Here is a 12179-nt window from a genome sequence, read left to right on the forward strand (position 1 = left end):
TCTTTTACCATAGGTAAAACCACCTCTTTTTATTTGTAAATTCAAAATATTTTGACTACAATACATAATATACAAACTAAAAAAGTGAGGAATTGTATTTTCATGTTTAATTACCTAAGGTTTAGATATAAATCATATATTATTATTCTTTTAGGGATTTTTATTGGTACAATACTTGCCGAAATTCTATTTGAAAACCCAGATTATTTTATAGGTATTACTTGTGTTCTAGTAGGTTTATTAATTGGAGAATGCATAATGATAAAAAAGTGGTTCAAAGAACGATAAACAAAAAGAAGACTTTACAAAGGTGATCCTCTAACTATTCAAATGAGATTTTGAATGGTACATTCATTTTTGTTTGAATGCTGCAGCTTATTAAACACCTGCGATTACGAACGGGTAGGACAACCAGCCTTGCCTCAAATCCGGTAAAAAATTAAAAAGGTTTCGGAATGAGAACATTCCGAAACCTTTTTGTCTACAAACTAGAAAGGACAAATGTCCCCTCCTTCATTCAATCAGTGCGTTATCTTTATATCTTGCTGAAATCGCGCTGAGCTCCCCTATAGCTTCCGATTATATTTTGATAACCAGGAAGCTGGCTGGAAAGTAATGCACCAAAACCTTCGACATCGTTGCGCCAATCACGTTGTAATTCGCACGCTACGCTAAACCAGTTCATAAGCTGCACACCGCCATGGGCCATACGCGCTAAAGCAGCATCAGCTACCTGTTTGCTGACAGTTCCAGAAGCATCAGTGACAGCAAATACTTCATAACCAGCGTTCAAAGCGGAAAGTGCCGGGAAAGCAACGCAGACATCCGTAACCACGCCCGCGATGATTAGTTGTTTTTTTCCAGTTTCTTCGATTGCTTTAACAAAATCTTCATTATCCCATGCGTTAATTTGTCCAGGCCGAGCTATTTTGGGTGCGTGCGGAAAGAGTTCTTCCAATTCCTGCATGAGCGGTCCGTTTGGTCCGTTTTCAAAGCTCGTTGTTAAAATGACTGGCAAATCAAAAAACTTTGCGGTGTTGGCAAGAGCCATAACATTGTTCTTGAATTCATCAACACCATAATCACGCACTAGCCCTGAAATAAGACCGGTTTGATGATCCACTAGTAGAACGGCAGCATCATCTTTGGAAATACGAGAATAGAGATCAGACATTTTTAAAGTCCTCCTTTTATTAAAGCTATCGAAGAAAGTTCATATGTAGGGAAATTCCCCCAACCCCTTCGTTGGTTGCAATCAGTTTATAACTTAACTGACTGTTATTTATAAGTTTATCTATAAACTTATAGCCTGTCAATCATATATATAATAAGATTCATTGATTATGGCTAATTAATCTAGAACTGGAGTGTGATCGATCCAATGAATGAATTGTTGTAAATAACGCTCAAGATAACGTTTTGTTTGTTCATCAGTAAGCACTTTCCGATCAGAATCAATCTTTTTATGTACTTGCGATATCAGCATTTTTTGAAATGGAAGAACATGAACTTGCATGGCCTCCAGTATTTGCCTGATTTGCATTTGAGCAAATGCAGTGCCCATTCCCCCAGGAGTAGCTCCGATCAGGCCAACTGGTTTTTTGGTAAGAACAGCGGACTTCCGAGGTCTTGATGCCCAGTCCAATGCATTTTTTAATACGCCTGGTATTCCAGAATTGTACTCTGGGCTCACGATAATGATCCCGTCAACGTCCTGAATGGCGGATTTAAATGACGTCACTGTTTCTGGAATGCCACTTATTTCCAAGTCTTCATTAAACAACGGAAGATCATTAATTTCGATCCAGCGAAATTGATAAGAATCAACCATATCTGTCAATGATTGAGCAATGATTCGATTATAAGAATTTTCCCGTAAACTGCCGCAAATAAGGCCGATGGTTCTGGTCATCTACTTCCCTCCCTGTTTGAAATCATCTCCTATAGTACCATAATCTACCAATATCAAAAAAGTGACGTTATTCCTAATCACTAAATATGGAAAAACATAATAGCTGGGTAAAAAGAACTTCCTAAAATGGATCATGAATTCTAAATTGCATGCACCAAAGTCCCCCTTCCATTTTCTGAATATTTACAACATACTATAAACTATAAGGCGATTGGGAGGAGTGCGGAAATGGATGAAAAGAAAGTTACATGGCTAGAGCTCTTTTATGATTTGTTATTTGTGGCGGCCGTTGCGGGCGCCACTCATGTTTTACTGCATGTTGAAGATGGATATATCCATCCAGAATATTTATTAAAGTTCGTGTTGATTTTTATTCCTATCTGGTGGGCTTGGGTAGGGCAAACCATATTTATTAACCGGTTTGGAAAGGATGTATTTCATCAACGGCTATTTTTGATACTGCAAATGTTTTTTGTCCTCATTATGACATCAAGCTTATCTGTTGATTTTGATCCTTATTATCTTTCTTTTTTAATTGGTTATATTGGCTTAAGAGCCGTGACTGCCATCCAATATCTTGTTGTACAGCGGATAGAAGAGGGAGTTCGAAAAAAGGCAGCACTCTTTTTGGGAAGGTATTTTTGGATTGGAATCGCCATTTCATTATTCTCCGTCCTTTTTGATTCCTGGCTTCGATATGCAGTGCTGTATTTGGGCATCCTCATCGATATCATTGTCCCAATCCTTGGAAGAAAGTGCTTAGAAAAGGTTCCTACAAATACGGCCCACTTGTTGGAGCGCTTTGGTCTATTTACCATCATTCTCTTTGGGGAAGCTCTTGTAAGCACTCTTGCGGTCATTCAACCTAAACAAGGAAATTGGGATTCGATAGCCTTTTCCATCATTTCATTTGCCCTGATAATAGCCATGTGGTGGCAATATTTCGATAACATGGAGAAAAAAGTCGACAAGTCTGTACAATCTTCCGGCCAAATCATCATTTACGGTCATCTGTTTATTTTAATGTCTATAAGCATGATTGCAGCAGCCATCAGATTATTGTTTTTACATGAGGTCCATTATTCATTTATCCTCTATTTTGTTTTCGGTTCCGTATTGCTCTATTTCATGTCGGCCACTTTTGTTTTCCATCAATATAGACATAAGCACCAGCGGTTGCAAATATATCATTTAGGATTATTTTTAGGGATTTTAGCTATCTTTTTTATTTTTAATTTGTTTGTCGTGGTACCGAATATTGTGATAATAGGCGAATTAACACTGTTTTTTATCATCTTTGCTAAACTAACGACCACATAATAAAGGAATCAAAGAAACCAGTATCAATAGATAATACTGGTTTCTTTGATTCGAAGATGGAAGTTTTTGCATTTGACACCATATTGGTTTATTCATAAACTGATTGTGACGAAGAAAGAAGGGGTGACATTCATGAAAGAAAACACAGCGAATCCCTCCGCATCTAATAATGAGGAACGACTGGGTTTAATGTTATGGTTCCGAATAACACGAATATATAACCAGAGTATCCGGGAATCCAATCAACATTTAAAGAAATGGAATCTATCGGCAGCCCAATTCGATATCTTGGTCCAAGTGGGTTCCTATGAACGATTGTCTCAGCAAGAACTGGCAAACAAGCTTTTTGTGACAAAAGGCAATATCACTCAACTATTAAGGAAAATGGAAGAGTTGGGATTGATTAAACGGGAACAGGAATGGAAAACAAAATACCTTTCATTGACTGAAGAAGGAAAAGAATTTTTTCATGAAGTTGTTCCAAAACAAGAGCATTTTCAGGCTTCACAGTTTGCCAACTTGAATGAGACGGAAAAACAACAGCTTTTGGACTTACTTAGTAAAGTTCAAAAATAATAACAGATCACCTGCTAGAATGGTGATCTGTTTTTTTATCTTTGTTACTTCGGTTTTTTCATGAACAGTGAAAGCACCACATTCACGATGGCGAAAATCAAACTAATTTTAAATACAAGTGATGAACCTGATGCTGCTGCTGCCGGTAAATCATTTGCCACATCAGTCAAGTAGCCATTTTGCTTCGCAGAGAATAGCGAAACCATGACCGCTATCCCAATTGCCCCTGATACTTGCTGTGATGTTTGCGTAATCGCGATGCCATCCGGATAGAATTGTTTTGGCAATGCATTCAATGTATTCGTTTGTACTGAAGCGAGTACCATGCCAATGCCAAGCATCATCACGATATGCGTAACAACCATGATCCATAGTGCTGTGTCCGTTCCATACATTGCATATAGCCCGTAGCCAATGACAACCAGAATCGTTCCTGGTGTAATTACGGCACGAGGTCCATATTTATCGAACAGCCGGCCGATGATCGGGGCAAAAACGCAGTTTAATAGACTGCCTGGCAGCATGATTAGCCCAGTGGCGAACGCAGAAACCAATAACGCCATTTGCATATACATTGGTAACACAACCAGCATCGATAACATGTTAAGGAATGTAATCATGTTCATCGCAAGACCTAGCACAAATAGTGGGTATTTGAATGCTTTTAAATTTAACATCGGGTTTTCCATCTTTGTCTGACGGATTGCAAAAAGGATTAGGGCGATCAATCCAACAATGATCGTGACAATTACCGTCATGCTCGTCCAACCATGATCCCCGCCTACACTTACACCGTATACAACTCCACCAAAGCCAATCGTCGATAATACAACTGACAAGATATCGATTGATACTTGTCGAGTTTCATTGACATTCGGAATATAGATATAGCCGAAGATAAGGGAGAATAACAAGAATGGAATCGTAAACCAGAATATCCAAGGCCATGATAACGTATCTAAAATCATTCCTGCCAATGTAGGACCGAATGCTGGACCCGCCAAGATGACTAAGCCCATCACACCCATTGCCCCGCCGCGTTTATTCGGTGGGAAAATCGTGAAAATGACATTTTGCGTCAATGGCAAAATGATCGCCAGTCCAGCTGCCTGAATGACACGGGCCGTCAATAACACGCTAAAAACCGGTGCTACTGCAGCGATGACCGTTCCGATGATCGAAAAAAATAAAGACGCCATGAACATTTGGCGTGTTGTGAATTTTTGCATTAAAATTCCTGTTACTGGCACTAAAATACCAAGCGTTAAAAAGTAGCCTGTTGCAAGCCACTGTATCGTCGTCGCATCCACGCCAAAAATATGGCTCAATTCACCTAAGGCGATGTTCAATGCGGTTTCACTAAATAGCCCAACAAAGCCTGCTACCAAAAGAGCAGCCATTATCGGTCCTGTTTTAATATTTTTATTATCCACTTGTTAAAACTCCTTCAATATATTGGGTAACAATTGCGAAATTACTTTTAGCGGCTTTGCCGATGTTTCGGCCAAACAAAGCATCATTGCCCCTTCGATAGAGGCTGTCATCATCAATGCAATATTGGAAGCCAACTCTTTTGAAAATCCATCTTCCATAAGCTTATTAAAATAAATCCCTTGAATTTTCACATATAGTTCGGCGCAAGCACTTCGTACAGGATCACTTAATGTGGCCATTTCACTTACCATGCTGCTAAATGTGTAACCCGTAATCGTCCCTTCCCTTTCTAAATTGACGATTAACTTTTCAATCATGTAATTTGTCGCTTCTAACGTTGTCGGATACCGTTCAAAAATATCCACGATATCCGTCGTAATTACTTCATTCAAAGAATGAAGGCAAGCGATTAATAATTCCTCTTTTCCATTAGGAAAATGGTGATACAGCGAACCTTTCGTAACATCACATACCTTTAAGATTTCGCTTAGTCCAACACCTTTATATCCTTTTTGTTGGAAAAGAATCGTTGCTTTTTCGATTATCAACGATTTTGTATCCATTTCCGTAGCACACCCCCACCATACCAACCGGTCTATTTGTTACTATAACAAAAAAAATTCTTTGGATGTAAGTACTTTTTTGCCTCTCTAAATAACGAATTCACAATTTAGACAAACTTTTTATAAACGGTATTTGATTTTTCTATTCTATTATCAGCTGACATTTTGTATACATATGTATACATTCAACATGAGAAAGAAGTGTATACATATGTATACACGGAAAGAGGTTTTAACATGAGAAATGAAAAACTCAAAAAAGAAGGCCATCACAAAGGAAAAGACCATGGTTCACACCATCGTGGCCCAAAAACGTTTCGCCGCGGAAGGGCCATTGCTTTTTTAGAAATGATGAATGTTAAACGTTCAACCATTAAGGAACAGTTAGATAAACCAGAGTTTCAATCCATTAATCAAATCTTAGTCGGTGAATTAAAAGCCATTGATATGTTAATCAACGAATTCATTCAATTATTTGAAATACAAGAAAATGAAGCAGCCGATAAGAAAAGTGAAGAAAAGGAAACTTCCAATAATAGTGAGAAAGGAATGGAAATGAATGAAACAAATTAACAGTTATATCGATTCAGTGTTTTATACCAAAGATGCCCTTTTGGAAGAAGTCATTACGTCCATACAAGAAAACGGAATGCCGTCCATATCGGTATCCCCCTCATCCGGGAAACTTCTTACAATGCTTATATCCATTTCAGGAGCTAAAAATGTTTTGGAAATAGGCGCTCTTGGGGGCTACAGCGGGATTTGCCTTGCCAGGGGATTCGGCAGCGAAGGAAAATTAACCTCCCTTGAATTAAAGGATGATTACGCAAAGTTAGCTTATGGCAATCTAACCAAAGCGGGCTTCGGCGATCAAGTATCATATATGACCGGAGCAGCTCTGCAAAGCCTTGAAAAACTCTTTCATGATAACAAGAAATTTGATTTTTTCTTTATAGATGCTGACAAGGACAATTATGAAAATTACCTTCAATATTGTATTAAGCTGGCAGAACCGGATGCTCTAATCGTCATGGATAACGTACTTGCGAGGGGCAGTGTCGCAGATCCGGATGCTGAACCTGAACGTCACACTGCATTCATGAAGGCATTCAATGAAACGGTTGCCAATCACCCTCAACTGGAATCCATGCTAATTCCAATCGGTGATGGGCTCACCATTTCAAAAGTAAGTGCTCAAATTCATGAGTAATGTGCGAATTCACGAGTAAAATGCTCAATCTCACGAGTAAAACAGCTAAATTCACGAGTAAAGCGCTCAATCTCACGAGTAAAACAGCTAAATTCACGAGTAAAGCGCTCAATCTCACGAGTAAAGCGCCAATTCTCGAGGATTTCGCCTAAACTCACGTATATATCGATCAAACTCTTGAATTTATCGATCAAACTTGCAAATTTATCGCCAAAATTTCCTTTTCAGGAAGAAAAATAAAATGAATTTCTAGAATTCTGAATGAAAATGATTTTTATTATCAATAATAAAAAGAAAGAAGGGTAACCAGTTGATGGTTACCCCCGATGATTTAAATTTCTGGATCAAATGTTTTGCAATCCGTTTCTTTGCTATTTGATGCTTGATTCCCTTTATGGCTTACAACATAAATAGCATCAGCACTGCATTTGTTTCCAGAATCCCAATATTTACAATTATTTACTTCACATAGAACATCTTTTGCCATCTTATCACACCTCCTCATTTGCTATCATTAACAAAGTTGGGGTTATTGATACTTTCCTTTTTCAGGTTTTTGTGTCTAATTTTAAGGAAACGGTATTGAGGGCATTTTCTAACATTCGCAGCGAACAAAAATCCGGGCAGCTTCCGCCCGGATTTTTTATGCTCATGCTGATCTTTTCAGTAGTTCTGCTTGAGGGATTTTCCAAAGCTCCCGCCATTTTTTCAAGGCGGCAACCAGAATGATCAAGCCCAGGATTAACATGGTGATCGATAATATTCCGTTCAAGATGCTGAATCCTGCAGAGTCCGGGTTCAGGTAAACGTTTCTGACCATCCAGTACCCTGCTACATTAACCGTTACATATAAGTAGGCAAGGGGTACGAGGCATGTCCACATATACCAGCGTTTGTCTGCAATTTTCAATACGACGGTCGCACCGATGATGAGTCCAATCGAGGCCATGAGCTGGTTGGATACGCCAAAGAGTGCCCAGATCGAACTAATGTCCCCAGAGTAAAGCAGGTATCCCCATATAAAGCAGGCTAACGCGCTGGCGAAGATGTTACCCGGCAGCCAGTCTACCCTTTTTAATGGTTTATAGAACTCCCCGAAGAAGTCCTGGATTAAGTAACGGGCAACACGTGTCCCTGAATCGATTGCGGTTAATATGAACACCGCCTCGAACATGATGACGAATTGGAAGAAAAATGAAGCCAGTTTGTCAAAGAAGGGAATTTCAGTAAAAATATAGGTCATGCCGACAGCAAGGGTAACTGCACCGCCTGTCCGTCCTTCCAGGTTAATGCCGATTTCTTCACTAAGTTCGTTAAGGTGCACGGTTTCCATACCCAATGTTTGAAATACTTCAGGTGAAGAGTTAATCGCAAAATAATCCCCTGGCTGCAGCGAAACCGCAGCAATCAATGCCATGATGGCAACGACACATTCCACAAGCATCGCTCCGAAACCGACGGATTTGATATCACTCCAACGGTTTAACATTTTTGGAGTTGTGCCCGAGCCGACAAATGCATGGAATCCTGAAATCGCCCCACAAGCGATCGTTATTGAAATGAATGGCCAAACGGGTCCGGCTACAATCGGGCCCCCGCCATTAATGAATTCGGTAAACGCAGGAAACTGGATTTCTGGATTCACCACGAAAACGCCGATAATCAATGCGGCAAAAACACCGATTTTCATAAATGTACTCAAGTAATCACGAGGTGCCAGCAGCAGCCAAACAGGCAATGCGGCAGCGAAGAAAGCATAGATCGGCAAGATGATGGCAAGTGTGCTCGCCTCAAGTGTCAATAAGTCACCAAGTGCCGTTCCTTGAATGTTCGGACCAAGTAAAATAGCGGCCATGATAAGCGCAAACCCGACGATGGTCGCACCTTTCAGATTGCCGGTTTTTTTATGGTAAAGCCCAACACCCATGGCGATGGGAATGGTAATCCCGACTGCAAACGTCCCCCATGGATTATTTTCCAAAGCATGCAGAACGACCATTGAAAGTCCTGCCATCGTGATCGTAATGATAAAAAGCATCGCGAGTCCTGTACAGAAGCCTGCTACAGGTCCAAGTTCTTCTTTCGCAACTTCCGAAAGGGATTTGCCGTCTTTCCGCATCGACGCGAAAAGCACGACGGCATCATGGACGGCTCCCCCGATTACAGCCCCGATTAAAAGCCATAATAAACTTGGCAAATAGCCGAATTGTGCAGCAAGGATCGGACCCACCAAAGGACCGGCCGCTGCAATGGCTGCAAAATGGTGGCCGAATGCCACCCATTTATTTGTTGGAACATAATCTTTTCCATCTTCTAATTTATGGGCCGGAGTCGGCTTGGAATCATCGAGTTTTAATACTTTGAGTGCTATGAATGTCCCGTATAAACGGTAGGCAATCATTAATATACAAATGGAGCCTATGACAATTGTAACCGCATTCATATTTGAACCCCCTCTATTTCTTACATCGTAAAAAAATGATATCACAATGAAAGCGGCTTCAATGGGTTTTCAAGTTATAATGCAGATATCGAGGGATGGATTGCATTATGAAGAAGGTAAAATGCAGAATTATGAAAATTTTTAAAAACCGATAAGTTGCCTTAGCTCCTTCACATATGTGCGGCTTACCGGAATGTTTGATCCGTCACTCATAATGAGATTATAAGTCGAGTTGAACCAAGGCTGTATTTCAGATATATGGATGACATTCACGATAAAACCGCGATGCACCCGTAAAAATGAGCGATTATCGAGCTTCCTTTCAAGCACGATGAGGGGCTCACCGATTTTATATTCATTTTCTTCGGTTTTAATGATCGTCTTTCCTTCCACGAGTCCTATGAACAAAATATTATCCCGGTCGATCAAAACGATCCGATCATCTATCGATACAGCCAATTTACCTGTATGTTCCACCGCCGTACGGCTGGCCGGAGGTGCTGTACTGGATTCATCTTTCCCGATTTGCCGCTGCTTCATGAGCTTATCCAATGTTTGACGAATCCTTTTTTCATTAAATGGCTTTAATAGATAATCAAATGCATATAACTCGAAAGCTTGGAGGGCAAACTCATCATAAGCGGTCGCAAATATGAGCGAAGGTGCAGGGTCAAGTTCCGCCAATTGCTTAGCCAAATGCAAGCCATTGCCTTCTGCAAGCTCAATGTCCAAAAAGACAAGTTCAGGTTTAAGTCGGGAGATATCCCTCATGGCATCTTCTATCCCCTCGGCCTCTCCCACGACTTCGACTTGCCTGCTTCTCTTCAATAGATATTTCAATTCATCTCTTGCCAGTGGTTCATCCTCTACGATAAATGCTTTCATCATCGTTGACATATGCTCCTTTTTCGTTGAGTGGTATTGATATTTTCACTTGTGTTCCGTGCCCCGGTTCACTTGCGATCGAGAGGCTGGCCTGCCCTTTATAGATCCCTTCCAGCCGTTCACTGATATTATGAAGGGCCGTTCCTGTACCCTTAGTCGATTCTACAGCATGCTTACCCAATTCATCTATTCTCCCGCTTGAAATCCCTTTTCCGTTATCTTCCACAACAATGCGCATCGTATCGTCCTTAAAGTATGCGTGAATGATGATTTCACCTTTGCCTTTCACAGGTGGAAATGCATGGTGTACCGCATTCTCAACAAGTGGCTGTAATGTGAATGGAGGGATGAGAACTTCCTTAAGCCTTGGTTCGATTCGAAAGTTGATATGATATTTATCTGGAAAACGCGCCTGCTCCAGTGATAAATAAGCGTTAACATGCTCAAATTCCTTTTCCAGCGGCACAAGTATTTGTCGGGCACCTTGTAAATTAGAACGAAAGAAGGCACTGAGCTCCTGCAATAAATTTCTTGCCTTCTCGACATCCGTCCGGCATAGAACGGATATCGTATTGATTGCATTGAATAAAAAATGAGGATGGACCTGTGCCTGTAAGGCCTTAATTTCAGCATCCTTCAATAATTTCGTTTGCATTTCCGCTTTAGCGAGTTCCAATTGAGTGGAAAATAGTTTTGCCAACCCTTCAGCTAACTCTTGTTCCACTTGGCTTAATTTATCCGGATGCTTGAAATACATCTTCAAAGTCCCGACCGTTTTCTGTTGGACCTGCAACGGCAGGACCACTGCCGCCTGCAATGGGCATTGATCATGAAAACAATAAATGTCCTTTTTTGTTTTGGCCACGATGATTTTCCCTTGTTCAAGGGCTTTTTTCGTTAAGCCTGTCGCTATTCCAACCTTTGGGACATGGTGATCGGACGCAGCACCCACATGGGCAAGTACGCTATGTTCATTGGTAATGGCCACGGCATCGGCTTCAGTCAGCCCCAAGATGATTTGGGCTATTCGTTTGCATGAAGTTTGATTCAGACCTTGCCGGAAAAAGGGCAAAGTCTGATCCGCAATCAGGAACGCAAGATTGGTTTGTACGGCCCGCGTCCGTGCTTCGTCCCTCGTGATCGACTGAATGATGAGCATGAATAGTAAAGTCCCGAACCCGTTGATGATGATCATGGGCAGTCCGATTACTTGTACGAGCTCCCACGCCCTTTCAAATGGTTTGGCCGTCACCAGGATGATGCCCATTTGGATCGCTTCCAATGCCATGCAAATGGGAAGGGCAAACCAAGGAGTGATCGTCCCATTCTTTCGCCGCCTTTTCCCCAAAAAACCCGATAAAACCCCAGCCAAAATCGCAGCGATCGCACAAGCCCCCGCCGTAAAACCCCCGAGAAAATAACGGTGAAGCCCCGAAATCAAACCTACTCCCAACCCAACAAATGGTCCTCCCAGCAAACCGCCGATAGCCACGCCCATAATCCTTGTGTTGGCAATCGCGTTATCGGGAGCAATCTCAGCATGCCAATTCCCCTCTGGCATGGCATGATTCCCGATTTCGATCCCTGTATAGTTACTAATGATGCCGAACGTCCCAAAAAGTGCGATAAACATGATTTTCTTTGACATGTCATGTTCATGTCCTATCATTTGTCGAAACGGTTTCATATAGGAAAGCAAGAATGCGGCAATTACGATGATTCCCACTTTTTCAAACAGCGACGGTAATAAATCAACCAAAGCATTCACCCCATTTCTGGCTTTTTCATTCATCTTACACCAGCCATGAAATCCTTGTCGAATTTTGTTTTTACGAT

12 protein-coding genes are annotated in these 12179 nt (G+C 41.1%); 4 read left to right on the forward strand and 8 right to left on the reverse strand.

Going from position 1 to position 12179, the window contains the following annotated elements:
* Window positions 1–535 precede the first annotated feature (535 nt).
* Both ycaC and AC3ISB_RS22925 read right to left on the reverse strand, forming a co-directional pair.
* Complete coding sequence (gene ycaC, locus AC3ISB_RS22920) at window positions 536–1174, reverse strand: isochorismate family cysteine hydrolase YcaC (RefSeq protein ID WP_076372250.1); 639 nt, start codon at window positions 1172–1174, stop codon at window positions 536–538.
* 177 nt (window positions 1175–1351) lie between these two features.
* Window positions 1352–1912, reverse strand: coding sequence for an NADPH-dependent FMN reductase (locus AC3ISB_RS22925; RefSeq protein ID WP_489274493.1), 561 nt, complete (start codon window positions 1910–1912; stop codon window positions 1352–1354).
* Window positions 1913–2140: 228 nt separating this feature from the next.
* Between AC3ISB_RS22925 and AC3ISB_RS22930 the strand changes: the two genes are divergently transcribed.
* Both AC3ISB_RS22930 and AC3ISB_RS22935 read left to right on the forward strand, forming a co-directional pair.
* Complete coding sequence (locus AC3ISB_RS22930; RefSeq protein WP_489274495.1) at window positions 2141–3232, forward strand: low temperature requirement protein A; 1092 nt, start codon at window positions 2141–2143, stop codon at window positions 3230–3232.
* A 132-nt stretch (window positions 3233–3364) separates the two neighbouring features.
* Complete coding sequence (locus AC3ISB_RS22935) at window positions 3365–3808, forward strand: MarR family winged helix-turn-helix transcriptional regulator (protein WP_377407283.1); 444 nt, start codon at window positions 3365–3367, stop codon at window positions 3806–3808.
* 44 nt (window positions 3809–3852) lie between these two features.
* On the opposite strand, the gene AC3ISB_RS22940 is transcribed toward AC3ISB_RS22935, so the two are convergent.
* Together AC3ISB_RS22940 and AC3ISB_RS22945 are read right to left on the reverse strand one after the other, a co-directional pair.
* Window positions 3853–5208, reverse strand: coding sequence for a DHA2 family efflux MFS transporter permease subunit (locus AC3ISB_RS22940; protein WP_489277014.1), 1356 nt, complete (start codon window positions 5206–5208; stop codon window positions 3853–3855).
* Window positions 5209–5244: 36 nt separating this feature from the next.
* Window positions 5245–5805 carry a TetR/AcrR family transcriptional regulator gene (locus tag AC3ISB_RS22945; RefSeq protein ID WP_489274498.1) on the reverse strand — a complete coding sequence of 187 codons (561 nt, stop codon included), beginning with the start codon at window positions 5803–5805 and terminating at the stop codon, window positions 5245–5247.
* Between the two features lie 237 nt (window positions 5806–6042).
* Here AC3ISB_RS22945 and AC3ISB_RS22950 point away from each other — a divergent pair, with 237 nt between their 5' ends.
* A complete protein-coding gene (locus AC3ISB_RS22950) occupies window positions 6043–6378 on the forward strand; it encodes a hypothetical protein (protein ID WP_480339598.1) in 336 nt (111 codons plus the stop codon).
* Window positions 6365–7015, forward strand: coding sequence for an O-methyltransferase (locus tag AC3ISB_RS22955; RefSeq protein ID WP_489274499.1), 651 nt, complete (start codon window positions 6365–6367; stop codon window positions 7013–7015). Before AC3ISB_RS22950 ends, AC3ISB_RS22955 begins: the two co-directional genes overlap by 14 nt.
* Before the next feature lie 331 nt (window positions 7016–7346).
* On the opposite strand, the gene AC3ISB_RS22960 is transcribed toward AC3ISB_RS22955, so the two are convergent.
* The 4 genes from AC3ISB_RS22960 to AC3ISB_RS22975 form a co-directional block, all read right to left on the reverse strand.
* Window positions 7347–7502 (reverse strand): DUF1540 domain-containing protein, encoded by a 156-nt coding sequence (locus AC3ISB_RS22960; protein ID WP_065310844.1) that lies wholly within the window; start codon window positions 7500–7502, stop codon window positions 7347–7349.
* Window positions 7503–7664: 162 nt separating this feature from the next.
* Window positions 7665–9458, reverse strand: a complete 1794-nt coding sequence (cstA, locus tag AC3ISB_RS22965) for a carbon starvation protein CstA (protein ID WP_076372238.1) — start codon at window positions 9456–9458, stop codon at window positions 7665–7667.
* Between the two features lie 141 nt (window positions 9459–9599).
* Entirely contained in the window at window positions 9600–10346 is a 747-nt protein-coding gene (locus tag AC3ISB_RS22970; protein ID WP_480339594.1) for a LytR/AlgR family response regulator transcription factor, read from the reverse strand.
* The gene (locus AC3ISB_RS22975; RefSeq protein WP_489274503.1) at window positions 10318–12135 is read right to left on the reverse strand and encodes a LytS/YhcK type 5TM receptor domain-containing protein; all 1818 of its coding nucleotides are present in this window, start codon (window positions 12133–12135) and stop codon (window positions 10318–10320) included. The genes AC3ISB_RS22970 and AC3ISB_RS22975 overlap by 29 nt, the downstream gene beginning before the upstream one ends.
* Window positions 12136–12179: the final 44 nt, after the last annotated feature.

The organism is Peribacillus sp. GL_122, from assembly GCF_057835005.1.